The 20,365-nt window shown below is 68.1% G+C and carries 22 protein-coding genes; 13 read left to right on the top strand and 9 right to left on the bottom strand.

Annotation, left to right across the window (positions count from 1 at the left end):
- Nucleotides 1-14: 14 nt before the first annotated feature.
- Both KW843_RS00425 and KW843_RS00420 read right to left on the bottom strand, forming a co-directional pair.
- Nucleotides 15-656 carry an NrsF family protein gene (locus tag KW843_RS00425; protein ID WP_218293136.1) on the bottom strand — a complete coding sequence of 214 codons (642 nt, stop codon included), beginning with the start codon at nucleotides 654-656 and terminating at the stop codon, nucleotides 15-17.
- Nucleotides 643-1,287 carry a sigma-70 family RNA polymerase sigma factor gene (locus tag KW843_RS00420; RefSeq protein ID WP_218293135.1) on the bottom strand — a complete coding sequence of 215 codons (645 nt, stop codon included), beginning with the start codon at nucleotides 1,285-1,287 and terminating at the stop codon, nucleotides 643-645. Before KW843_RS00420 ends, KW843_RS00425 begins: the two co-directional genes overlap by 14 nt.
- Nucleotides 1,288-1,494: 207 nt before the next feature.
- Between KW843_RS00420 and KW843_RS00415 the strand changes: the two genes are divergently transcribed.
- Genes KW843_RS00415 through KW843_RS00400 form a run of 4 tightly spaced genes read left to right on the top strand, consistent with a single transcriptional unit; the run spans nucleotide 1,495 to nucleotide 3,873 of the window.
- Nucleotides 1,495-1,782 (top strand): DUF2282 domain-containing protein, encoded by a 288-nt coding sequence (locus KW843_RS00415; RefSeq protein ID WP_218293134.1) that lies wholly within the window; start codon nucleotides 1,495-1,497, stop codon nucleotides 1,780-1,782.
- A gap of 4 nt (nucleotides 1,783-1,786) precedes the next feature.
- The gene (locus KW843_RS00410) at nucleotides 1,787-2,632 is read left to right on the top strand and encodes a DUF692 domain-containing protein (RefSeq protein WP_218293133.1); all 846 of its coding nucleotides are present in this window, start codon (nucleotides 1,787-1,789) and stop codon (nucleotides 2,630-2,632) included.
- A complete protein-coding gene (locus KW843_RS00405; protein ID WP_218293132.1) occupies nucleotides 2,623-3,390 on the top strand; it encodes a DNA-binding domain-containing protein in 768 nt (255 codons plus the stop codon). Before KW843_RS00410 ends, KW843_RS00405 begins: the two co-directional genes overlap by 10 nt.
- A 9-nt stretch (nucleotides 3,391-3,399) precedes the next feature.
- Nucleotides 3,400-3,873 carry a DoxX family protein gene (locus KW843_RS00400; RefSeq protein WP_218293131.1) on the top strand — a complete coding sequence of 158 codons (474 nt, stop codon included), beginning with the start codon at nucleotides 3,400-3,402 and terminating at the stop codon, nucleotides 3,871-3,873.
- 14 nt (nucleotides 3,874-3,887) lie between these two features.
- Here KW843_RS00400 and trxC read toward each other — a convergent pair whose 3' ends face one another.
- Entirely contained in the window at nucleotides 3,888-4,325 is a 438-nt protein-coding gene (gene trxC / locus KW843_RS00395; RefSeq protein ID WP_218293130.1) for a thioredoxin TrxC, read from the bottom strand.
- Nucleotides 4,326-4,531: 206 nt separating this feature from the next.
- Between trxC and otsB the strand changes: the two genes are divergently transcribed.
- From otsB to otsA, 3 genes are read left to right on the top strand one after another with little or no spacing between them, the layout of a single operon-like run.
- Nucleotides 4,532-5,269 carry a trehalose-phosphatase gene (gene otsB / locus KW843_RS00390; RefSeq protein ID WP_218293129.1) on the top strand — a complete coding sequence of 246 codons (738 nt, stop codon included), beginning with the start codon at nucleotides 4,532-4,534 and terminating at the stop codon, nucleotides 5,267-5,269.
- Nucleotides 5,266-7,071: a glycoside hydrolase family 15 protein gene (locus KW843_RS00385; protein ID WP_218293128.1), complete on the top strand. Its 1,806-nt coding sequence runs from the start codon at nucleotides 5,266-5,268 to the stop codon at nucleotides 7,069-7,071. The genes otsB and KW843_RS00385 overlap by 4 nt, the downstream gene beginning before the upstream one ends.
- A gap of 48 nt (nucleotides 7,072-7,119) precedes the next feature.
- Nucleotides 7,120-8,499 (top strand): alpha,alpha-trehalose-phosphate synthase (UDP-forming), encoded by a 1,380-nt coding sequence (otsA, locus tag KW843_RS00380; RefSeq protein WP_218293127.1) that lies wholly within the window; start codon nucleotides 7,120-7,122, stop codon nucleotides 8,497-8,499.
- Between the two features lie 51 nt (nucleotides 8,500-8,550).
- On the opposite strand, the gene KW843_RS00375 is transcribed toward otsA, so the two are convergent.
- The 5 genes from KW843_RS00375 to KW843_RS00355 form a co-directional block, all read right to left on the bottom strand.
- On the bottom strand, nucleotides 8,551-8,745 hold the full coding sequence (locus tag KW843_RS00375) for a DUF2905 domain-containing protein (RefSeq protein ID WP_056164478.1): 195 nt from the start codon (nucleotides 8,743-8,745) through the stop codon (nucleotides 8,551-8,553).
- A 105-nt stretch (nucleotides 8,746-8,850) separates the two neighbouring features.
- Nucleotides 8,851-9,726 carry an ABC transporter permease gene (locus tag KW843_RS00370; RefSeq protein WP_218293126.1) on the bottom strand — a complete coding sequence of 292 codons (876 nt, stop codon included), beginning with the start codon at nucleotides 9,724-9,726 and terminating at the stop codon, nucleotides 8,851-8,853.
- Entirely contained in the window at nucleotides 9,723-10,742 is a 1,020-nt protein-coding gene (locus tag KW843_RS00365) for an ABC transporter ATP-binding protein (protein ID WP_218293125.1), read from the bottom strand. The genes KW843_RS00370 and KW843_RS00365 overlap by 4 nt, the downstream gene beginning before the upstream one ends.
- 14 nt (nucleotides 10,743-10,756) lie before the next feature.
- Nucleotides 10,757-11,809 (bottom strand): ABC transporter substrate-binding protein, encoded by a 1,053-nt coding sequence (locus tag KW843_RS00360; RefSeq protein WP_218293124.1) that lies wholly within the window; start codon nucleotides 11,807-11,809, stop codon nucleotides 10,757-10,759.
- A gap of 86 nt (nucleotides 11,810-11,895) precedes the next feature.
- Nucleotides 11,896-12,816, bottom strand: coding sequence for a TauD/TfdA family dioxygenase (locus tag KW843_RS00355; protein ID WP_218293123.1), 921 nt, complete (start codon nucleotides 12,814-12,816; stop codon nucleotides 11,896-11,898).
- A 195-nt stretch (nucleotides 12,817-13,011) separates the two neighbouring features.
- Between KW843_RS00355 and KW843_RS00350 the strand changes: the two genes are divergently transcribed.
- Together KW843_RS00350 and eutC are read left to right on the top strand one after the other, a co-directional pair.
- The gene (locus KW843_RS00350; protein ID WP_218293122.1) at nucleotides 13,012-14,421 is read left to right on the top strand and encodes an ethanolamine ammonia-lyase subunit EutB; all 1,410 of its coding nucleotides are present in this window, start codon (nucleotides 13,012-13,014) and stop codon (nucleotides 14,419-14,421) included.
- Nucleotides 14,418-15,233 (top strand): ethanolamine ammonia-lyase subunit EutC, encoded by an 816-nt coding sequence (gene eutC, locus KW843_RS00345; RefSeq protein ID WP_218293121.1) that lies wholly within the window; start codon nucleotides 14,418-14,420, stop codon nucleotides 15,231-15,233. The genes KW843_RS00350 and eutC overlap by 4 nt, the downstream gene beginning before the upstream one ends.
- Here the strand turns inward: eutC and KW843_RS00340 are convergent, their stop codons facing one another.
- On the bottom strand, nucleotides 15,234-16,352 hold the full coding sequence (locus KW843_RS00340; protein ID WP_218293120.1) for a class I SAM-dependent methyltransferase: 1,119 nt from the start codon (nucleotides 16,350-16,352) through the stop codon (nucleotides 15,234-15,236).
- Nucleotides 16,353-16,367: 15 nt separating this feature from the next.
- On the opposite strand from KW843_RS00340, the gene KW843_RS00335 reads away from it, so the two are divergent.
- Genes KW843_RS00335 through ttcA form a run of 4 tightly spaced genes read left to right on the top strand, consistent with a single transcriptional unit; the run spans nucleotide 16,368 to nucleotide 20,310 of the window.
- Complete coding sequence (locus tag KW843_RS00335; RefSeq protein WP_218293119.1) at nucleotides 16,368-17,153, top strand: SDR family oxidoreductase; 786 nt, start codon at nucleotides 16,368-16,370, stop codon at nucleotides 17,151-17,153.
- A 29-nt stretch (nucleotides 17,154-17,182) separates the two neighbouring features.
- Nucleotides 17,183-17,554: a dihydroneopterin aldolase gene (locus tag KW843_RS00330; RefSeq protein ID WP_218293118.1), complete on the top strand. Its 372-nt coding sequence runs from the start codon at nucleotides 17,183-17,185 to the stop codon at nucleotides 17,552-17,554.
- Nucleotides 17,551-19,350, top strand: coding sequence for an LTA synthase family protein (locus tag KW843_RS00325; protein WP_218293117.1), 1,800 nt, complete (start codon nucleotides 17,551-17,553; stop codon nucleotides 19,348-19,350). The genes KW843_RS00330 and KW843_RS00325 overlap by 4 nt, the downstream gene beginning before the upstream one ends.
- A gap of 24 nt (nucleotides 19,351-19,374) precedes the next feature.
- Nucleotides 19,375-20,310 (top strand): tRNA 2-thiocytidine(32) synthetase TtcA, encoded by a 936-nt coding sequence (gene ttcA, locus KW843_RS00320; RefSeq protein WP_218293116.1) that lies wholly within the window; start codon nucleotides 19,375-19,377, stop codon nucleotides 20,308-20,310.
- The last annotated feature ends 55 nt before the right edge of the window (nucleotides 20,311-20,365 follow it).

Here is a 20,365-nt window from a genome sequence, read left to right as displayed (position 1 = left end):
TGCGCCGATAGCGGCTACCAGCGCAGCAGGCGCGGCCCCAGCACGGCCCCCAGCGCCGTCGGGATGGCCATGCCCGCCAGGTACCAGACCGCCAGGAACGGCGCGGCCATCTCGGGGCAATGCAGGGCATACACCAGCGCGCCCAGCGCGCCCGCGAGCAGGCCGGCACCCGCGCCCGTCCAGGCCAGGCGCGTGGGTGCGGCACCCCTGAGGGCCCAGAAGCCCGCGGCCAGCGCAGGCACCGACAGCGCGGCGATATTGAACGGACAGGTGCGCCAGGTGCTGCCCAGGATGAGCGGCACCCGCTCCGCCGCCGTCACCTGTGACAGGGCCAGCAGGGCCAGGGCCCACAGCAGCAGCGGCGGCACCGCCAGCAGCAGCGCCGCAGGCCGCACCGCCATGCCCGGCCGGGCCATGCGGCGCAACAGCGCCAGCCCGGCGGCGGCCAGTGCAGCGGCAAACACCAGCTTGCCCCAGAACATGGGCTGCGCCAGGGTCGCCGGCAGGTCCGGGCGCAGGCCGAACAGGCCCAGCATCAGCACCCCGGCACCGGCAATGCCCACGGCGGCGGCCACGGCAAACCGTTGCTCTATCGCGGTGGTCCGCACCGGTCCGCCATCAGCGGCCAGCAGGTGGATCAATTCATCGGTTTTCATGCCATTCCTCCTGGGACTTGCGCAAATCAGGACGCGCCAACGACCCGTCGGCCGTGGCGGGCGATTTGCGCAAGCCCTGTTTTGCGTGAGTCATATCCCTCATCCTGGCGGCCAGGGCCTTGAGCCCCCGGTGCACGCCGACCTTGACGGCCGACTCCGACAGCCCCGTGAGGCGCGCCGTCTCGATCACCGACAGACCTTCCAGCTTCACGTACTCGATCGGCAGGCGCTGCTTGTCCGGCAAGGTGCGCAGCAGCTGCCCCAGGTCGCGCCGGGCTTCGGCGGCCTCGCTGTCGCTGCTGGCAAACAGCTCGCTGGCATCGTCCAGCGGGTCGTTGCGCCCTTCCTTCACGGCGTGCGAACGCAGCCAGTCGATGAGCTTGTAGCGCGCAATCGCATGCGCCCAGGCCGTCACCGGCATCTCGGGCCGGTAGGTGTGGCGCTGGTTGTGCACCGCCAGCAGTGTTTCCTGCACCAGATCCTCCACCTCATCGGGCCGCTGCGCCAGGCGGCGGCGCAGGAAGGCGCGCAGGTGCGCGCTCAGCTCCTTCAGAAAGCGCTGGTAAGCGGCTGCATCGGCATCCAGCCCCTGCAGCAGCAAACCGCGCAGGCGCTCTTCCACAATCTCCATGGCGTCTCCCTGCAGGCAATTCGTATGCCGGGGCCAACGGGTTACAGGCACCGCAAAAAATTTTCTTGCACTGCCACCACATTTTTTTGCGCAGCACCGTAACCGGCCCGCCGCACTGCGCGAATTACAACGCAGATCGGGCAGCTGGAATCCACCTTCGTGCAGCGCCCCGGTCGGATGCAACCCTCAACCCTTGGAGATCCCACCATGACCACACGCACCCTCAGCCTCGGCGCCCTGGCCCTTGCCGCCCTGGCCTCTGGCGCCGCCATCGCCCAGACCGCCCCGATGGACGGCGCCAAGCCCGCCATGGAGAAGTGCTACGGCGTCTCGATGGCCGGAAAGAACGATTGCGCCGCCGGCCCCGGCACCACCTGCGCCGGCACCTCGAAGATGGACTACCAGGGCAACGCCTGGAAGTTCGTGCCCGCGGGCACCTGCGCATCGATCAAGACGCCCAAGGGCATGGGTTCGCTGACACCCGCCAAGGCCTGAGGCCATGGCGCTTCCCACCGCTGGCCTGGGCCTCAAGCCCCTGCACTACGACGAGGCGCTGCGGTGCACCGCCCCCGGCCTGTGGTGGGAGGTGCACCCCGAGAACTACCTGGCCGACGGCGGCCCGCGCCTGGCCTGGCTGGAAGCCATCCGCGCGCGCCACCCCGTGGCGCTGCATGGCGTGTCCCTGTCGCTCGCTGCCGATGAACCGCCCGACACAGCGCACCTGGCCCGCCTGGCCGCACTGGCGCGGCGCGTGGAACCCGTCCTGGTGTCCGAACACCTGGCGTGGTCCCGCTGGCGCGGGCAGTACCTGCCCGACCTGCTGCCGTTTCCCCGCACGCACGCGGCGCTGCACCGCATCGCTGGCAACATCGCCCGCACGCAGGACGTGCTGCAGCGGCCCATCGCCATCGAGAATCCCACGCACTACCTGCACATCGACGGCCACGACTGGGCCGAAACCGAATTCCTGGCCGAGCTGGTGCGCCGCACCGGCTGCGGCCTGCTGCTGGACGTGAACAACGTCCATGTCAGCGCGAGCAACCTGGGCTTTTGCGCGCAGGCGTACCTGGAGGCGTTCCCTCTGCACGCCGTGGCCGAGATCCACCTGGCGGGCCACCACGCCGACCCGGTGCATGGCAACGCCTTGCTCATCGACAGCCACGACGCCCCGGTGGCCCCCGCCGTGTGGGCGCTGTACCAACGCGTGATCGAGCGCACAGGTCCCATCCCCACCCTCATCGAGCGCGATGGCAACCTGCCCGGCTTCAGTGAACTGCTGGGCGAGCGCGACCAGGCCCACCACGCACTCATGGCCGCGCACGCCGGGGAGGCCGCATGCAGCTGACCGAATTTCAGGACGGTTTCTCGGCCGCCCTGCTCGGCACCGGCCGTGCCCCGGCCACCGCGTGGTCAGCGGCCCTGGAGGCCCAGCCCGGCTTTGCCGTGTACCGCAACACCGTGCTCAAGGGCTGCATCGACGCCCTGCAGGCCAGCTACCCCACGGTGTGCCAGCTGGTGGGCGAAGACTGGTTCCGCGCGGCAGCGGGGGTGTATGCCCGCGCGCGGCCGCCCCGTGACGGGCTGCTGATGGACTACGGCGCGGGGTTTGGCGGTTTTCTGGCCGGGTTCGAACCGGCCGCCGGGCTGCCCTACCTGCCCGCAGTGGCGCGCCTGGACCGCTGCTGGACCGAATGCCACCTGGCGGCGGATGCCACCGCCGTGGACCGTGGCTGGTGGGCCCGGCAAGCGCCCGGTGCGCTGCCCGGCATGCGGCTGCGGCCGCACCCCGCAGCGCGCTGGCCCTGGTGCGACGAACACTCCGCCTACGCCCTGTGGCAAAGGCACCGCGATGGCCTGGACATCCCCACGCACCTGGCCTGGGTGGGTGATGGCGGCCTGCTCACCCGGCCCCGGGCCGAAGTGGCATGGCGCCCCCTATCGCGTGCGGGGATGGCCCTGCTGGACGCCTGTGCCGGGGGCCTGCCCCTGGAGGCTGCCGCCACCTGCGCACTGGCCACCGACCCCGCCACCGATCTTGCCGCGCTGATGGGCGCCCTGCTGGACGCGGGCGCCCTGGTCCAGCCCCCTTCACAGACAGGCTGAGGAGCCCCCATGGCAACAACCACCCACTTCCCCACCGCCCCCGCCAAGGGCCCCCGCGTGCTGCTGGCACGGCTGGCCGATGCCGCCGCCCGCCTCACCCCGCACGGCCTGCTGGCCCTGGTCAACCGGGTGGCGGTGGCGGGCATCTTCTGGCGATCGGCGCGCACCAAGGTCGAGGGCTGGTTCACCCTCTCCGACAGCGCCTATGCGCTCTTCCGCGAGGAGTACCGGCTGCCCCTGATCGCGCCGGAGCTGGCTGCGCAGATGGCCACCGTGGCCGAACATGTGTTCCCTGTCCTTCTGGTGTTGGGCCTGTGCACGCGCCTGTCCGCACTGGCCTTGCTCGGCATGACGCTGGTCATCCAGGTGTTTGTCTACCCCGATGCCTGGCCCACGCACCTGTCATGGGCGGGGTTGCTGCTGTACCTGGCGGGGCGCGGCGCGGGCAAGGTGTCGCTCGACCGGGCGCTCGGAATTCGCTGACGCGTGGGCTTTTTTTAGCCCGCCGCCGTCCGCACCCAGCGCACGATGTCCGCCGCGCCGAGCGCCCCCGAGATGCGCGCCACCTCGCGCCCCTGCTGGAAGAGGATCATGGTCGGAATGCTGCGGATCGCATAGCGCGCCGCGATCGCCTGGTGCTCTTCGGTGTCGAGCTTTGCCAGGCGCACGCGCGGCTCCAGCTCGCGGGCGGCCTGCGCGAACGCCGGGGCCATTTGCCGGCATGGCCCGCACCACGGCGCCCAGAAATCGACCAGCACCGGGATGTGGCTTCGGCCCACATGGCGATCAAAAGTGTCGGCGTCGAGCGCAAGCGGCGCGCCCGCGAACAGGGGCTGGTGGCATTTGCCGCAGTCGGGCGCGCTGGCCAGGTCGGCACCTTGCACGCGGTTGGTGGTGTGGCAGTGCGGGCAGACGATGTGCAGGGCGTCGGTCATGCGGTGGACGTGGTGGGTGGAGGGGTAAGGGGATCGCTTCCTTCTGCACAGTGCGGCCAAGGCGTGGCATTTCAAGCCGCGGCCGGCAACTCTTCGCCCGGCGCAAACCCGCGCACGGCCAGTGGCAGGAAGTTACGCACGATTACCACGGCCAAAGCCCCCTTCCACGGGAGGCGGTTTAGCGCCATCTGCTAAGGTCCTGCCCCATGCAGCTGCTCCCGTTACTGACAACTGCCCATGCGCTTTTTCTCGATTTCGACGGCACGCTGACCGAGTTGGCACCGCGCCCCGAGGCGGTGCGCGTAGCCTCCGGCCTGGTTCCCACACTGGCGTCCCTGCATGCCCATCTGGGGGGGGCGCTGGCCATCGTGACCGGGCGGCCCGAGTCCGACATCGATGGATTCCTCGCGCCGCTGCGCCTGCCGCTGGCCAGCGAACACGGGGCGCAATACCGCCTGGGCGACACCTCCCACCCCGCCATCGAGCCGCCGGACCTGGCGCCCGTCCTGCAGGCCGCGCGGAACCTCGCGGCGCGGCACCCCGGCCTGCTGGTGGAGGCCAAGCGCGCCAGCGTGGCCCTGCACTACCGCCTGGCCCCCCCGCTGGAAGCGTTGTGCCACGACACCCTGGTGCGCGCGATGCAGCACCTGGACGGCGTGGAACTGCTGCGCGGCAAATGTGTCTTTGAAGTCAAGCCCCGTGGAGTCCACAAGGGCCAGGCCATCGTCGACTTCATGACCCAGCCGCCGTTCGCGGGCCGCACGCCGGTCTTCGTGGGCGACGACGTCACCGACGAGGCCGGCTTTGCCGCCGTGCAGGCGCTGGGGGGATGGGGCATCAAGGTCGGCGAGGGGCCGACCATGGCACAACACCGCTGCATGACATCCGCCGCGCTGCGCGGCTGGCTGTCTTCTGCACGCACCACCTGGGAGCGCGAACGATGAACACGCCAGCCACCGAACCCCAGCCCGGGTCCTTGAACCTGGGCATGATTGGCAACTGCGCCATCAGCGCGCTGATCGACGACCACGCCCGCATGGTGTGGTGCTGCCTGCCCCGGTTCGACGGCGACCCGGTCTTCAACGCCCTGCTGCAGCCCGGCGATGGGGGCAGCCACTTCGCCGTCGAACTGGAAGACCTGGCCTCGGCCCACCAGTGGTACGAGCCCAACACCGCGATCCTGCGCACGCAGCTGTTCGACAAGGCCGGCCACGGCATCGAGATCACCGACTTCGCCCCGCGCTTCTACAGCCGCTCGCGCTACTTCCGGCCCATGACGCTGGTACGCCGGGTGCGCTCCATCCAGGGCGCGCCGCGCATCCGCGTGGCGCTCAAGGTGCGCTACGACTGGGGGCAGACGGAACCCCGGATCACGCGCGGCAGCAACCACATCCGCTATGTGGGCGAGGGCATGACGCTGCGCCTGTCCACCGATGCGCCGGTCTCGCACGTGCTGTCGGGCCAGGCCTTCGTGCTCACGCGCGAACACAACTTCCTGCTGGGAGCCGACGAGACGCTGGTGGAGGGCATCGCCGACACCGCCCGCCTGTTCGAGCAGGAAACCACCTCGTACTGGCGCAACTGGACCCGCGCCCTGGCCGTGCCGCTGGAGTGGCAGGACGCGGTGATCCGCGCGGCCATCACGCTCAAGCTCTCGCTGTACGAGGACACGGGCGCCATCGTGGCGGCCATGACCACCAGCATCCCCGAATCCGCCCACAGCGGGCGCAACTGGGACTACCGCTTCTGCTGGCTGCGCGACGCGTTCTTCGTGGTGCGCGCGCTCAACAGCATCTCCGAGGTCGGCACCATGGAGGACTACCTGCGCTGGCTCAGCAACGTGGTGGTGGAAGGCGGCGACGGCCACATCCAGCCGCTGTACGGCATTGGCCTGGAGCACGACCTGCCCGAAAGCCTCGTGCCCCAGCTGGCGGGCTACCGGGGCATGGGCCCCGTGCGCGTGGGCAACCAGGCAGCCGAGCATTTCCAGCATGACGTGTACGGCAACATCGTGCTGGGCGCGGCCCAGGCCTTCCACGACCACCGCCTGCTGCACCGCGCGGGCCTGGCCGAATTCACGCGGCTGGAACAGGTGGGCGAGAACGCGGTGCGCGTCTATGGCCAGCCCGATGCGGGCATGTGGGAGCTGCGCACGCGCGCCCGGGTGCACACCTCGTCCGCGCTGATGAGCTGGGCGGCCTGCGACCGGCTGGCCAAGATCGCCGCCACCCTGCAACTGGCAGACCGCGCCAGCCACTGGCAGCAGCATGCGGACCGCATGCGCGCCGAGATCCTCGACAAATCCTGGTGCGAAGCGCGCCAGGCGTTCGCCGAAAGTTTTGGCGGCCATGAACTCGATGCCAGCGTGCTGCTGATGGCCGAGGTCGGCCTCATCGACCCCAGGGACCCGCGCTTCGTGAGCACCGTGGAGGCCATGGAAAAGAGCCTGTGCGACGGCCCCTACATGCGCCGCTACGAGGCGGCCGACGATTTCGGCAAGCCCGAGACCGCCTTCAACATCTGCACCTTCTGGCGCATCGACGCGCTGGCGCGCATCGGCCGCAAGGCCGAGGCCCGCGCCATCTTCGAGACCATGCTGGCCGCGCGCAACCCGCTGGGCCTGCTGTCCGAAGACACGCACCCCGAAACGCGCGAGATGTGGGGCAACTTCCCGCAGACCTATTCGATGGTGGGCGTGATCAACGCCGCCGTGCGCCTGTCCGCGCCCTGGGACAGCGTGATTTGAGGCCGTGTCCGACAGGCGGCGCCCCCCAACCCCGCCGATGATCGGGGGATGAGCCGCCTCGTCGTCGTATCCAACCGCATCGCAGACCCCCGCAAACCCGCAGCCGGGGGTCTGGCCGTGGCACTGGGCGACACCCTCAACCGCACGGGCGGCCTGTGGTTTGGCTGGAGCGGCAACATCGCGGAGGCGGGCACGCCCGGCGAAGGCGAGCTCCAGACCCGCCAGGCGGGCCCCGTGACGCTCGCCACCGTGGACCTGTGCCGCGAAGACCATGACACGTACTACCACGGCTACAGCAACAGCGTGCTCTGGCCGGTGTTCCACTACCGGCTGGACCTGGCGGACTTCAACACCCGCTACATCGCGGGGTACCGGCGCGTGAACCAGATGTTCGCGCGCAAGCTGCTGCCCCTGCTGCGCGACGACGACATCATCTGGGTGCACGACTACCACCTGATTCCGCTGGCCGCCGAGCTGCGTGCCATGGGCTGCAGGCAGCGCATCGGCTTCTTCCTGCACATCCCCATGCCGCCGCCGCTCATCATGGCGGCCATCCCGCAGCACGAATGGCTGATGCGCTCGCTGTTCGCCTACGACCTGGTGGGCCTGCAGAGCGAAGCCGACGTGTCGCACTTCACGCGCTACGTGCGCAACGAAGGCAGTGCCGAGGAGGTGGATGCCCAGCGCCTGCGCGCCTTTGGCGCCACGGTGCACGTCAAGGCCTTTCCCATCGGCATCGACGTGGACGAGTTCACGCGCCTCACGCAGGCCCCCGACGCGGTGGAAACCTACGAGAACATGCGCGACGAGTACTCGCGCCGGCGCCTGCTGCTGGGCATCGACCGGCTGGACTACTCCAAGGGCATACCGCACCGCGTGCGCGCCTACCGCGAGCTGCTCGACCGCTACCCCGAGAACCGCAACAGCGCCACCATGATCATGATCGCCTCGCCCTCGCGCGACGACGTGCATGCCTATGCCGACCTGCGCCAGGAGCTGGAGGGGCTGTGCGGCGCGGTGAACGGCGACTATGGCGAGCTGGACTGGATGCCGGTGCGCTACATCCACCGCATGGTGGCGCGCAAGCGGGTACCGGGCCTGTGCCGCGCCGCCGCCGTGGGCCTGGTCACGCCGCTGCGCGACGGCATGAACCTGGTGGCCAAGGAATACGTGGTGGCGCAAGACCCGGACGACCCGGGGGTGCTGGTGCTGTCCCGCTTCGCGGGAGCGGCCGAGCAGCTCAAGGAAGCGCTGCTGGTGAACCCCTACGACACCCAGGGCATGGCCGACACCATCCAGCAGGCACTGCAGATGCCGCTGGCCGAGCGCCAGGCACGCCACCAAAAGCTCATGGCGCGCATCCGCGAACATGACGTGCACTGGTGGCGCAGGTCGTTCCTGCAGGCGCTCCAGGCGGCAGGCGACTGAAGCCGCCACGCGCGGCGGCACATTCTGCCCCGGTGCGCGTGCCGCAGGGGGTCAGAGCAACTTCGTGAGCAAGCTCACCACAAAGCTCAGGAGCAGCGTCGACGCCAAGGGCACGTCCCAGTCCCGGCCCAGCCAGCGAAAGCGCAGGTCGCCGGGCAGGCGGCCAAACCCCATGCGCCTGAGCAGGGGCGACAGCCAGCTCAGCAACATCAGAGCCAGGAAGATGACGAGAAGCCAGCGGATCATGCCCACAGTGTAGGGCTGCAGGCCCGGTCGCCCCCCCACGGCGCAGGCATGCGGCGTGCCCTCACGGCATCCCGCGCCACGAGCGCCGGGCTGGCGCCGCCCCCTTCAGCGCTGCACGCCCCAGCGCCGCACCGTCAACCGTTCCAGCGTGTGGAAACCCAGGCTCTCCACCGCCAGGCCGATCAGGATCACCAGCACCAGGCCCGCGAACACCTTGTCGGTGTAGAGCTCGTTGCGGTTCTGGAAGATGTACCAGCCCAGCCCGCCCTTGCCCGACGACGCGCCGAACACCAGCTCGGCCGCGATCAGCGTGCGCCAGGCGAAGGCCCAGCCGATCTTCAGGCCCGACAGGATGGAGGGAAGCGCGGCCGGCACCAGGATCTGCAGCACGTAGCGGATGCCGGTCAGGCCGTAGTTTCGGCCCGCCATGCGCAGCGTCTCGGGCACGGACTGGAAACCCGCATAGGTGTTGAGCGCCAGCGGCCACAGCACCGAGTGGATGAGCACGAACACCAGGCTGCCCTGCCCCAGGCCGAACCACAGCAGCGCCAGCGGCAGCAGCGCGATGGCCGGCAAGGGGTTGAACATGGAGGTCAGCGTGGACAGCAGGTCGCGCCCGAACTGGGTGGACACGGCCAGCGTGGTGAGCACGAAGGCCCCGAGGATGCCTGCGAGATAGCCCTTGAGCAGCACCGACAGGGAGATCGCCGTCTTGCCGATCAGCTCGCCCGAGGCCAGGCCCTCCACCAGCGCCTTGGCGGTCTGCAGGAAGGTGGGCAGCAGCAGGTCGTTGTCCTGCCAGCGCGCCACCACCTCCCATAGCACGGCCAGCACCGCCAGGATCACGAGCTTGCGCACAAAGGTCTGCTGCCAGATGCGCGCCGTCAGCGGCAGGGGCAACACGGGCGCGATACCGCCCAGCGGCTCCAGGCTGCGCTCGAACTCGGGGCGCACGGGAGGGGTCAGCAGGGAGGCACTCATACGGAAATCTGGAAGGGCAGCGAACCGGCAGGCCGCTGTGGGGGAATGAGCGGCACGCCACCACGGCGGCCAGGTGCCAGAGCTTCGGTATCGGCCTGCACCGATCCCGGCACGGCACCGGCGGCGGGTTCGTCGAACAGCAGCCGGTGGATGCGCTGGGCCGTGGCCTGGAACTCGGTGCCGCCCAGGCTGTACAGCCCGAATTGATGGCTGTTGACCTCGGCGCGCAGCCGCCCCGGATGCGGCGAGAGGATGGCGATGCGGTTGCCCACCACCAGCGCCTCTTCGATGGAGTGCGTGACGAAGATCAGCGTGAAGCGGAACTCGTCCCACAGCGAGAGCAGTTCTTCCTGCATGCGCCGGCGCGTGAGGGCGTCGAGCGCGGCAAAGGGTTCGTCCATCAGCAGCACCTGGGGCTGCATGGCCAGCGCGCGCGCAATGGCCACGCGCTGCTTCATGCCGCCCGAGAGCTGGTGCGGATGCACGTCGGCGAACTTGGACAGGCCCACCTTGTCGATGTACAAAGCCGCGCGTTCGGCCGCCTCCTTGCGGCTCACGCTGCGCGAGGCCAGCAGCGGGAACATCACGTTCTCGCGCACGGTCTTCCACGGCGGCAGCTGGTCGAACTCCTGGAACACCACCACCCGGTCGGGGCCGGGCCGCGTGACCGCGCGGCCGCCGAGCAGGATCTGACCCTCGCTGGGCGCGATGAAGCCGGCAATCGACTTGAGCAAGGTGGACTTGCCGCAGCCCGAGGCACCGAGCAGCACGAAGCGGTCGCCCGCAAACACGTCGAAACCCACGCGGTGCGTGGCACGCACCACGCGCTCGCGCGTGCGGTAGGCGATGCTCACGCCCTGCACCTGCAGCAAGGCGGCGTTGGGGCGGGTGGGCGCGGCGGAGGCACGGCCCTCGCCCATGGCCCAGCCCAGTGCCTGCGCCTCGTCCTCCAGCGCATTGCGTTCGCTCTGCAGCGGCGGCGAGAAGGGGCCCATGCGGAGGGTGTGCTCGCTCATGCCAGGAGGCCCACTCAGTTGCCCGACGCCGTGTGCGCGTCTTCGAAGAAATAGTCCTTGAGCGCGGTCGGCTGGTTCTTGATGGCGCCCACGCGGTGCAGGAACTGGCCCATGCCCAGCGTGTTCTCGGGACGCACCTTGAACTGCACCTCAGGGTTCTGGATGATCTTGAGCAGCAGGCCCCGGTCGGTATTGCCGCCCGACACCTTGAGGTAGATGTCGGCCGCCTTCTCGGGGTTGGCGGCGACGAACTTCGCGGCCTCGTCGAGCGCATCGACGAAGGCCTTGTAGGTCTTGGGGCTCTCGGCGCGGAATTTCTCGGTGGCGTAGAGCACGGTGGCCGATGCCGGGCCGCCCAGCACGTCGTACGAATTGAGGACGATCTTCGCCTTCGGGTTGCCGACCAGTTCCTGCTCCTGGAAGGGCGGGTTGCCGAAGTGGCCCGTGATCTCGGTGCCGCCCTTGATGATGGCGGCCGCCGCATCGGGATGCGGCAGGGCCACCTGGTTCTTGTCCAGGCGGTTGAACTCCTTCTCGCCCCAGAGCTTGGCCGAGGCCATCTGCAGCACGCGCGACTGCACCGAGACACCGACGGCCGGCAGCGCGATGCGATCCTTCTCGGTGAAGTCGGCAATGGTCTTCACGGCCGGGTTGTTGCTCACCAGGTAGTAGGGGAAGTTGCCCAGCGAGGCCACGCCCTTGACGTTCTGGCGGCCCTTGGTGCGGTCCCACAGCGTGAACAGCGGGCCCACGCCGGCACCGGCGATGTCGATGTTGCCCGACAGCAGCGCATCGTTGACGGCCGAACCGCCCGACAGCTGCAGGAACTCGACCTTGATGTCCACGCCCGCGGCCTTGCCATGCTTCTCGATGAGCTTGTTCTCCTGCGCCACGTTGAGCAGCAGGTAGACGATGCCGAACTGCTGTGCGATGCGCAATTGCCCTTCGGCTGCATGGGCCGTGGCGCTCAACCCACCGGCCAGCAGCAGGCCCGTGGCAGCGAGCCACGCGGCGGTCCTGCGGCCGAGGCTTCGGCGGTCAAAACGGTGGTGGGTGGAGGTGGTCATGGAAGTCCTTCAAATCAAAAATCAAACAAAATATGGCCCCAGCTCTTATCCAACAAGCGCTGAAAGCTATCAAAAACAGAGCAAACTCAGAAAGGCAGGTCGCCTTCGATCGTGGTTCTGTACAGCTTGCGGCGTTCGGTGTCTGGCGTGCCCGCCGCCAAGTGCATGACAGACCGGTTGTCCCAGAACACCAGGTCGTGCGGCTGCCACGGGTGGCGGTAGGTGAACTCGGGGCGCACGCTGGCGGCGAACAGTTCGGCCAGCAGGGCCTGGCTTTCGGCCTCGGGCAGGCCGACGATGCGGGTGGTGAAGTGCTCGCTCACGAACAGGGCCTTGCGGCCCGTCTCGGGGTGGGTGCGCACCACGGGGTGGATGGAGGGCGCCACCTCGTCGATCTGCGCCTGGGTGAGCTTCGGGCGCCAGGGGCTCCTGGCGCGCAGTTCTTCGTACTTGGCCAGGTAGCTGTGCTCGGCCTGGAGCGGCGCGATGCGCGCCTTCAACGCTTCGGGCAGCGCATCGTAGGCGGCATGCTGGTCGGCGAACAGGGTGTCGCCGCCTTCGCCCGGCAGCTCCTGCGCGTGCAGCAGCGAGCCCAGGCTGGGCTTGTCCTTGTACGACAGGTCCGAATGCCAGTAGTGGCCCGCATCGCCCAGGCCGATGGGCTGGCCCGCAGCGTCCTTGATGTTGGAGACGATCAGGATCTCGGGGTGGTCCGCGAGCTGGAAGTTCTTGAGCACGTGGATCTGCAGCGGCCCGAACAGGCGGCTGAAGTCGATGTGCTGCTGCGGCGTGATGCGCTGGTCGCGGAACACCAGCACATGGTGGTCCAGGTGCGCGCGGTGGATGCGCGCGAAGTCCTCGCGGCCCAGCGGGCGCGACAGGTCCAGGCCCAGCACCTCGGCCCCCAGCGGGCCGGCAGAGCCCGCCACAGTGCGGATCACCAGACCTTGCGGTGGCGCGTCGCCATCGGTGGCGGAAAGGGACGGGAATGACGGAACAGCCGACATGGGAGCCTCGTGAGGAATGGGGACAGGCGTGCCCCGACGTCCGCACTCTAGGCCGCGTTGCTTATTCAGGGAACGAAGGTTTTCTCAGTTGTTAACAACCAAAACAGCTAACGTGCCCTGTGGCTCCCACCCGCTATGGCGCTCTGCGGCACGCACATGCCATCATCGCCACCGGGCCCACTTCCATCCTTGCCGATGCCTGCGACCTACCACCACACCGTCAGCGGCCAGCGCTGGTCGTTCTGCGACCTGCGCGAGGTGATGGCCAAGGCCACGCCCGCACGCTCGGGCGACACACTGGCTGGCATCGCGGCCGGCTCGGCGGTGGAGCGCATGGCCGCGCGCATGTGCCTGGCCGACGTGCCGCTGGCGCGCTTCCTGAACGAAGCGCTGGTGCCTTACGAGGTCGATGAGGTCACGCGCCTCATCATCGACACGCACGACGCGGCGGCTTTTGCCCCCATCGCCCACCTCACCGTGGGCGGGCTGCGTGACTGGCTATTGGCCGCAGACCCGGCCGCCCTGACCGCCGTGGCACCGGGCCTGACGCCCGAGATGGCGGCCGCCGTGAGCAAGCTCATGCGCAACCAGGACCTGATCGCCGTGGCGCGCAACTGCCGGGTGGTCACGCGCTTTCGCAACACCCTCGGCCTGCCGGGCCACCTGGCCGTGCGCCTGCAGCCCAACCACCCGACCGACGATGTGCGTGGCATCGCCGCGTCGATGATCGACGGGCTGCTGTACGGCGCGGGCGACGCGGTGATCGGCATCAACCCGGCGACGGACAGCATCGCGGCCCTCACGGGGCTGGTGCACATGCTGGACGACGTCATCACCAAGCTGCAGATCCCCACGCAGTCGTGCGTGCTGACCCACGTGACGAACACCGTGCAGATGATCGAGCAGGGTGCGCCGGTGGACCTGGTGTTCCAGTCCATCGCGGGCACCGAGAAGGCCAATGCGGGTTTCGGCGTGAACCTGGCCCTGCTGCGCGAGGCGCGCGGGGCGGCCCTGTCCCTGAAGCGCGGCACGGACTTTGGCGATGGCCGGGGCGACAACGTGATGTATTTCGAGACCGGCCAGGGCAGCGCGCTGTCGGCCAACGCCCACCACGGCGTGGACCAGCAGACCTGCGAGGCCCGGGCCTACGGCGTGGCGCGCGCGTTCTCGCCGCTGCTCACCAACACGGTGGTCGGCTTCATCGGCCCTGAGTACCTGTACGACGGCAAGCAGATCATCCGCGCCGGCCTCGAAGACCATTTCTGCGGCAAGCTGCTGGGCGTGCCGCTGGGCTGCGACGTCTGCTACACCAACCATGCCGAGGCCGATTCGGACGACATGGACACGCTGATGACGCTGCTGGGCGTCGCGGGCCTGACCTTCATCATGGGCGTGCCGGGGGCCGACGACATCATGCTCAACTACCAGAGCACTTCCTTCCACGACGCGCTGTACCTGCGTGAGGTGCTGGGCCTGCAACGCGCGCCCGAGTTCGAGGCCTGGCTGCAGCGCATGCACCTGGCCGATGGCGCGGGCCGGCTGCTGCCTGCCGCACAGCAGCAGGCCGCCATTGCGCAGCTGCGGCAGATCGGGATGCGGAGATGAGCGAGCCGGCCCCTATCACCGGCCCTCTGCCCGACCCCTGGGATGACCTGCGCGCCCACACCGCCGCGCGGCTGGCGCTGGGCCGCGCGGGCACGGCCGTCCCCACGCGCGAGCTTCTCAGCTTTGGCCTGGCCCACGCGCAGGCGCGCGATGCCGTGCACCTGCAGCTCGGCGCGGAGGCGCTGGCGGCACAAATCAGGGCGCTGGGCTGCAGCACGCTGCAGGTGGCCAGCGCCGCGCCCGACCGCGCCACCTACCTGCTGCGGCCCGATCTCGGCCGACGGCTTGGCGATGCGGATGCGGAGCGGCTGCGCGGTCTGGGAGACGGCCACACACGCTGCGACCTGCTTGTGGTCGTGGCCGACGGGCTCTCGTCCCTGGCCGTCGAGCGCAACGCCGTGCCCCTTGTGGAAACCATCGTGCGCACCGCGCCGCAGGGCTGGCGGATCGGCCCGGTGGTCGTCGCCACCCAGGGCCGCGTGGCGCTGGGCGACGAGGTGGGCGCGCTGCTGGGCGCACGCCTGGTGGCGGTGCTGATCGGCGAACGCCCGGGCCTGAGCTCGCCCGACAGCCTGGGCATCTACCTCACCTGGCACCCGCAGGTGGGCCGCAGCGATGCCGAGCGCAATTGCATCTCCAACGTGCGGGCCGAGGGGCTGGCGCCGTCGGCTGCCGCAGCACGCCTGTGGTGGCTGTGCCAGGAGGCCCGGCGCCTGGCCCTGACGGGCGTGGGCCTGAAGGACCGCAGTGATGGCGTGGTGGTGGGAAACGCGGCAGGCAAGGTGTTGCCCGGCGGGCCCGCCGCGGCCTGACTACAGCCGGTGCGACCGGTCCCCGTGCACGAACCCCACGGGCTCCCACGCCTCGCCCGCGCCGAGGGCCAGCACCTTGAACAGCTCGCCCATTTCATGCTCCATGATCAATTTGGCCGCTATCGCCCGCTGTGCTTGCGGTAGTTGCTCCATTTTTTGTAGCAACCCGCAGTTGATGAGGAAGTGCGCCTGCGTGGTGTAGCCCAGCACGTTCAACCCGGCCTCCTGCGCGGCCAGGGCCATGGCGGTGAAGTTGACATGGGCGGTGATGTCCTTGCGCCCCACTTCCACCAACGGGTCGCCATCGGCCTGGTGGCCCTGGTGGCACATCACCGTGCCCATGTGGCGCTGGGGGTGGTAGTACTCGCTCTCGCCAAAACCGTAGTCCAGCAGGAAGGCCGCGCCGCGCGTGAGCCGGTCGGCCAGCGTGCGGATGAAGCCCTCGCCCTGGGCGTGGATCTCGGTCAGGTAGTCCTGCGGGCCGTCGATGTCGACGGGCGGGCGCAGGCCGGTGGGGCGGTCGGCCCAGGCAAAGCTGCCGTCAGCCTGCACCACCACGCCGCGCTCGTGCCACGCCCCATTCTGCTGGCCGCCGTGGCGGGCGAGCAGCTGCACGGGCATGGCATCGAGCACTTCGTTGCCCACCACCACGCCGCTGAATTGGTCGGGCAGTGCATCCACCCAGCGCAGCTTGTCGGCATGCGCCACCAGCTTGGCCTGCTGGCGGGCCCGCAGGCTGCCCGACAGATCGACGATGGTGTAGCGCCGCACCTGGTCGCCCAGGGCATCCAGCAGTTGCAGCGCCAGCGCGCCTGAGCCCGCGCCAAACTCCCACACCTCGGAGGTACCAGTCTGCGCCAGGGCCTCGCCCACCTGCACGGCCAGCGCCTGGCCGAACAGCGGGGTCATCTCAGGTGCGGTGACGAAGTCGCTGCCGGACTCGGGCATGGCGCCGAACTTGGTGGAATCGTTGGCGTAATAGCCCAGGCCCGGGGTGTACAGGGCCAGCGCCATGAAGCGGTCAAAACCCAGCCATCCACCCTCGGCGGCAATGGCCTGGGCAATGTGCTGGTGCAGGGCGGTCGTTAAACTGTCGGGTCTTTGGGTCACGGCCCGCATTGTCTCCCACCCCACATGTCTCACCCCGCCCCCACACGCACCGTTCTGGTCACAGGCGCCGCCAAGCGCCTGGGCCGCAGCATTGCGCTGGCCCTGGCGGCGGGGGGCTGGCAGGTGGCGGTGCACTACCGTTCATCCAAGCAGGATGCTATCGATACCGTAGCTGCTTGCGCACAACTGACAAGCGCCAGCGCCCATTTTGACGCTGATTTCGAGGACGAGGCCGCCGTGCGTGACCTGCTGCCCCGCGTGGTGGCGCACTTTGGCGGCGTGGATGCGGTGGTCAACAGCGCCTCGCTGTTCGAGCACGACAACGCCGCCACCTTTGGCTTTGCCGCGCTCGAAAAGCACCTGCGCAGCAACACCGCCGCCCCCATGCTGCTGGCCCAGGCGCTGCACCAGCACGTGGCCGACCGCGTTGCCAAGGGCGAGGCCGACGCGCAGGGCGCCGTGGTCAACCTGCTGGACCAGAAGCTCTGGAACCAGAACCCCGACTTCGTGAGCTACACGCTGTCCAAGGCGGCGCTCGAAGCCGCCGGCACCATGCTGGCGCTGGCCCTGGCACCGCGGGTGCGCGTGGTCGGCGTGGCGCCCGGCCTCACGATCACGAGCCACATGCTGGCGCAGGAAAAGTTCCAGCAGCTGCATGCACTGAGCCCGCTGGGCCGATCGTCCACGGCCGAGGACGTGGCCGCGACCGTGAAATTCGCGCTGGAGAACCGCTCGATCACCGGCACCACGCTGCTGGTCGACGGCGGCCAGCACCTGATGAAGTTCGAGCGCGACTTCTCCATGATGTGAGCACATGCTCACGCAGAAAGCATCCATCCATGAACAACGCCGCTGGCACCCAGATCCTCACGCTCACCGGACTGCGCTTTGACGCCAACCTGGGCATCCTGTCGCATGAGAAGACGACGCCGCAGCCCATCCAGGTGGATGCCGAGCTGAGCCTGGGCGTGCAGCCGCTCACGCCGCGCGACGACGACATCCTGCATGTACTGGACTACCGCAAGGTGCGCCAGATCATCATCGACGAATGCCGGGCCGAACATGTGAACCTGCTCGAGAGCCTGATCGGCAAGCTGGCCCACCGCCTCATGCAGCTGCCCGGCGTGCTGGGCGTGCGCGTGAAGATCGCCAAGCTGGAGATTTTTGATGACTGCGAAGTGGCGATTCGCGTAGAGACAGGACAGTGGTGAGCAAGCGCAGCACTCTTTTTTGGAGCTTGATTCTCGCCCTGGCATGCACCGGTCTGATGTTCGTCCGGCTCTCCCACATACGCCATGCCATCGTTCTTGCCACCGACTGCCGCCATTGCGGCTGGAGCTGGGAAGCCCCAGCTTACGATGCGGGAGTTTTTGGACTGCTGGTGCTTCTGCTAGGGTTTGCCGGAGTACTACCTCGCTGGGCCCGGCCTTTGAAGGCCGCCGTGGGAGGAGTGATTCTCCTGCTTTACAGCACGGACGTTTTTGTTGCCGATCTGCTGAACATTCGCCTCGACATCACCGACATCATCAAATATGCGGACGATGTAGAACTGAACAAAACCGTGGCCCTACCCCACTTCGCGTCACCATCTGGGGCGGCGCTGTTCACCTTGACCTTGGCGGGATGCCTCGCATTCTGGGTGTTGGCGCTGCGCATGCGCCATGGCGCCAAGCATTTGGGCGTGTTCACGGTGGCGGCGCTGGGCCTTCTCGCGGCCCGCACCCTCCCAGCCACGACGCCCTACGCTGCCGGGCAGGTCTACACGGACTACATCACCAACAATCTCCCCAGTGGCATCGACACGCCCTACACACCGCAAAAGCGCGCAGAGTTGGAGCGTCAGGCACCGCCCGCGCAAACATGCGCCAAGCCCCGGCATGCACCTCGCCCCGTGATCCTGCTGGTGGTCGAATCACTTTCGCTTTACCACAGCAAGAAGTTTTCCGGCATCGAAGACTACACCCCAGAACTGGACACCATCGCGAGCAAATATGGTCATCTGGAGTCCTTCTATGCCAACGGGTTTTCCACCGACGGCGGGCTGATTGCGCTGCTGACCGGCTATGCCCCCATTCCCAACATCAACCGTTACCACAGTATCGACATTTACCAAGGGTATGACAGCCCAAAGCAGGATATGTTGGGCCCGCTGCAGGCGGCAGGTATTCCAACGTCGTATTTTTCGACTTCCGACCTGGGGTTTATCGGCATGGGGGACTGGCTGAAAAAACTCCAGTTCTCGTATATCGAAGGGCCCGAACACCCCTTTTACAACAGCATGCCCCGGGGCTCGTTCAATGATCCTGGAGACGAAGCCCTATACCAACGCTACCTGCAGTGGTTTGATCACGAACGCGCTCCTGGGCCTTTTTTCTCGGTGATACAAACCATCACCACCCACCCGCCCTTCGTGATCCCGGGCTCCAGTCAGCATGGCGAGGAGGCTGCGGTGCGGTACGCGGACCGCGCCCTGGGTCACTTCGTGCGCCAGCTGGAAAAGCGGGGCTTTTTGGACCAAGGCATTCTGATCATCATGGGGGACCACCGAAGCATGACCATTCAGCGCCCCGGTGAGGCCAGGACCATTGGACCTGCGGCGCATGCGCGGGTTCCGGCCGTCATCGCTGGCGTTGGCTACCGAGGCATCGGCAGCATTGCCGGGCAATGGCAACAGGCAGACCTCGTTCCATCGGTGCTGTCCACCCTGGGCATGCGCTCATGCACCAGCGATTTTCAAGGCCGCTTTGTCGAGCCTCGGCAGCAGCCAAGGTACATCTTTCACGCACAAGGAATGGAGAGAGACCGCGTGCTGATCAAGGTCAAGGACGAGCCTGATCTGCTGTTCGTGCAGCTGGACGGCGATCGCACACACTGGGTACGCCCACCCGATCCGCCCACAGCGCATCACGGCGTCATTGCCGAAATCAATCGACAGAGAGCGCGCGTCCCCCCGGCGGAGGCCAATCTGGCGGCGGGGTTCTTGCGCTGGAAAGGCCTGATGCCCTGAAGGCCGAAGGGCGATAATCCCGCCATGCTTCCTACCGCCCAGTCCGCCTCCGTTAGCCTGCCAGAAGGCATCCCTGCGCCACTGAAGATCGAGCGCGAAACCCACAAGCTCGAGAAGCGCCTGTGCCGCGAGGTCGGCAAGGCCATCGTCGACTTCAACATGATCGAGGAAGGCGACAAGGTGATGGTCTGCATGTCCGGCGGCAAGGACAGCTATGCCCTGCTCGACATCCTGCTCAAGCTCAAGGCGCGGGCGCCCATCCATTTCGACCTGGTGGCCGTCAACCTCGACCAGAAGCAGCCCGGCTTTCCCGAGCACGTGCTGCCCGAGTACCTCCGGAGCACCGGCGTGCCGTTCCACATCGAGAACGAGGACACGTACAGCATCGTCAAGCGCCTGATCCCCGAGGGCAAGACCACCTGCAGCCTGTGCAGCCGCCTGCGCCGGGGCATCCTGTACCGCGTGGCCGACGAGCTGGGCTGCACCAAGATCGCGCTGGGCCACCACCGCGACGACATCCTGCAGACCCTGCTGCTCAACATGTTTTTTGGCGGCAAGATGAAGAGCATGCCCCCCAAGCTGGTGAGCGACGATGGCAGGCACGTGGTGATCCGCCCGCTGGCCTACGTGGCCGAGAAGGACACCGCCCGCTGGGCCGCGCACCGCGACTTCCCCATCATCCCCTGCAACCTGTGCGGCAGCCAGGAGAACCTGCAGCGCAAGCAGGTGGGCGAGATGCTGCGCGAGTGGGAGAAAAAATTCCCCGGCCGCGTGGAGAACATGTTCAACGCCCTGCAGAACGTGGTGCCCTCGCACCTGCTCGACGGCGGCCTGTACGACTTCAAGAATGCCAAGGCCACGGGCGTGGCGAACGAGGACGGCGACAAGGCCTTCGACAAGGAGGAGTTCTCGGCGCCGGCGCCCTCGCTGCCGGGTGTGCAGGTGGTCCAGCTGTCGTGAACCTCCCGGGTGCCGCAGCACTCTGACGGGAATCCCTTTTCCTTCCGCCCAGGAG

This window comes from Acidovorax sp. sif1233 (assembly GCF_019218755.1).
Lineage (GTDB): Bacteria > Pseudomonadota > Gammaproteobacteria > Burkholderiales > Burkholderiaceae_C > Acidovorax.
The sequence above is the reverse complement of the archived record's forward strand: the minus strand, read 5'-3'. Positions and strand labels throughout refer to the sequence as shown.

Excerpts from the sequence above, each read along its gene's own strand:
- otsA (WP_218293127.1), top strand. The coding sequence starts at position 7,120 with ATGAGCCGCCTCGTCGTCGTATCCAACCGCATCGCAGACCCCCGCAAA.
- KW843_RS00360 (WP_218293124.1), bottom strand. The coding sequence starts at position 11,809 with ATGACCACCTCCACCCACCACCGTTTTGACCGCCGAAGCCTCGGCCGC.
- KW843_RS00420 (WP_218293135.1), bottom strand. The coding sequence starts at position 1,287 with ATGGAGATTGTGGAAGAGCGCCTGCGCGGTTTGCTGCTGCAGGGGCTG.
- otsB (WP_218293129.1), top strand. The coding sequence starts at position 4,532 with ATGCAGCTGCTCCCGTTACTGACAACTGCCCATGCGCTTTTTCTCGAT.
- KW843_RS00340 (WP_218293120.1), bottom strand. The coding sequence starts at position 16,352 with ATGCGGGCCGTGACCCAAAGACCCGACAGTTTAACGACCGCCCTGCAC.
- eutC (WP_218293121.1), top strand. The coding sequence starts at position 14,418 with ATGAGCGAGCCGGCCCCTATCACCGGCCCTCTGCCCGACCCCTGGGAT.
- KW843_RS00375 (WP_056164478.1), bottom strand. The coding sequence starts at position 8,745 with ATGATCCGCTGGCTTCTCGTCATCTTCCTGGCTCTGATGTTGCTGAGC.
- KW843_RS00415 (WP_218293134.1), top strand. The coding sequence starts at position 1,495 with ATGACCACACGCACCCTCAGCCTCGGCGCCCTGGCCCTTGCCGCCCTG.
- KW843_RS00405 (WP_218293132.1), top strand. The coding sequence starts at position 2,623 with ATGCAGCTGACCGAATTTCAGGACGGTTTCTCGGCCGCCCTGCTCGGC.
- KW843_RS00385 (WP_218293128.1), top strand. The coding sequence starts at position 5,266 with ATGAACACGCCAGCCACCGAACCCCAGCCCGGGTCCTTGAACCTGGGC.
- KW843_RS00400 (WP_218293131.1), top strand. The coding sequence starts at position 3,400 with ATGGCAACAACCACCCACTTCCCCACCGCCCCCGCCAAGGGCCCCCGC.
- KW843_RS00410 (WP_218293133.1), top strand. The coding sequence starts at position 1,787 with ATGGCGCTTCCCACCGCTGGCCTGGGCCTCAAGCCCCTGCACTACGAC.
- KW843_RS00365 (WP_218293125.1), bottom strand. The coding sequence starts at position 10,742 with ATGAGCGAGCACACCCTCCGCATGGGCCCCTTCTCGCCGCCGCTGCAG.
- ttcA (WP_218293116.1), top strand. The coding sequence starts at position 19,375 with ATGCTTCCTACCGCCCAGTCCGCCTCCGTTAGCCTGCCAGAAGGCATC.
- KW843_RS00425 (WP_218293136.1), bottom strand. The coding sequence starts at position 656 with ATGAAAACCGATGAATTGATCCACCTGCTGGCCGCTGATGGCGGACCG.
- KW843_RS00335 (WP_218293119.1), top strand. The coding sequence starts at position 16,368 with ATGTCTCACCCCGCCCCCACACGCACCGTTCTGGTCACAGGCGCCGCC.
- KW843_RS00355 (WP_218293123.1), bottom strand. The coding sequence starts at position 12,816 with ATGTCGGCTGTTCCGTCATTCCCGTCCCTTTCCGCCACCGATGGCGAC.
- KW843_RS00350 (WP_218293122.1), top strand. The coding sequence starts at position 13,012 with ATGCCTGCGACCTACCACCACACCGTCAGCGGCCAGCGCTGGTCGTTC.
- trxC (WP_218293130.1), bottom strand. The coding sequence starts at position 4,325 with ATGACCGACGCCCTGCACATCGTCTGCCCGCACTGCCACACCACCAAC.
- KW843_RS00370 (WP_218293126.1), bottom strand. The coding sequence starts at position 9,726 with ATGAGTGCCTCCCTGCTGACCCCTCCCGTGCGCCCCGAGTTCGAGCGC.
- KW843_RS00330 (WP_218293118.1), top strand. The coding sequence starts at position 17,183 with ATGAACAACGCCGCTGGCACCCAGATCCTCACGCTCACCGGACTGCGC.